The 933-nt window shown below is 46.2% G+C and carries 1 protein-coding gene; it reads left to right on the forward strand.

Annotated features, from left to right (window positions below):
* Positions 1 to 933: OmpA family protein (locus tag HX062_RS16140; protein ID WP_286468134.1), on the forward strand; the 933-nt coding region annotated here is incomplete at both ends.

A 933-nucleotide genomic window follows, 5' to 3' on the forward strand; every position in this document is an offset into this window, starting at 1 on the left:
AAGGACGGTCGTACGCTTTACTTTTCTTCCGACATGCCAGGTACGATGGGTAGCACAGATATATGGAAAGTAGATATTGATTCGGAAGGCAACTACGGGACTCCAATTAATATGGGCAGTCAGATCAACACAGAAGGACGAGAGTCTTTCCCCTTTATTTCAGAGGATGGCAAGTTGTACTTTGCCTCGGATTCCCGCAAGGGCTTTGGCGGTCTAGATGTTTATGTTGTAGACTTAGCCATTCCCCAGGCAGAGCCTAAGAACTTAGGATCTCCTATTAACACGGCAAAAGACGACTTTGCCTTTTCGTTTTACCCGGGCAAAGACATCGGTTTCTTTTCAACCAACCGCGTTGGTCGCGATGATATCTACAAGGCAAAACCTGTTTGTAATACAGAGATGTATGTAACGGTTACCCACAAAGATACAGGTAAGATCCTCGAGGGTGCCCGTGTAGACATTTTTGATGACCGCAAGAACTTGATAGAAACCAAGTTTACAGATCGTCGCGGTATCGTGGAATACGTGGTTGACTGCGATAAGTTTTACCACTTACAGGTTGACAAAGAGGACTTCGAAGGCAAGTCTATCGAAGTTCCGTTGAACCGCAAAGGAGGACGTCAGCTAGTGAATGTTGCTTTGCGTCCGATTGAGGTGATCGTCACGAAAGACGAAATCATCTTAGGTGATATTTACTTCGAGTTTGACCGATCGAACATCACCCAACAAGGGGCTTTCGAGTTGGATAAGTTAGTGAAGGTAATGAAGCGCAACCCACAGATGCGCATCAAAGTAGGCGCTCATACGGATAACCGCGGAAGTGCAACCTACAACCAAAAGCTATCGGAGAATCGAGCGAAGACCACCGTTCAATACGTGTTGTCAAAAGGCATAGAGCCTTATCGCCTAGAATCCCAAGGATATGGCGCTAGT

Source organism: Myroides sp. DF42-4-2 (genome assembly GCF_030326445.1).
Lineage (GTDB): Bacteria > Bacteroidota > Bacteroidia > Flavobacteriales > Flavobacteriaceae > Flavobacterium.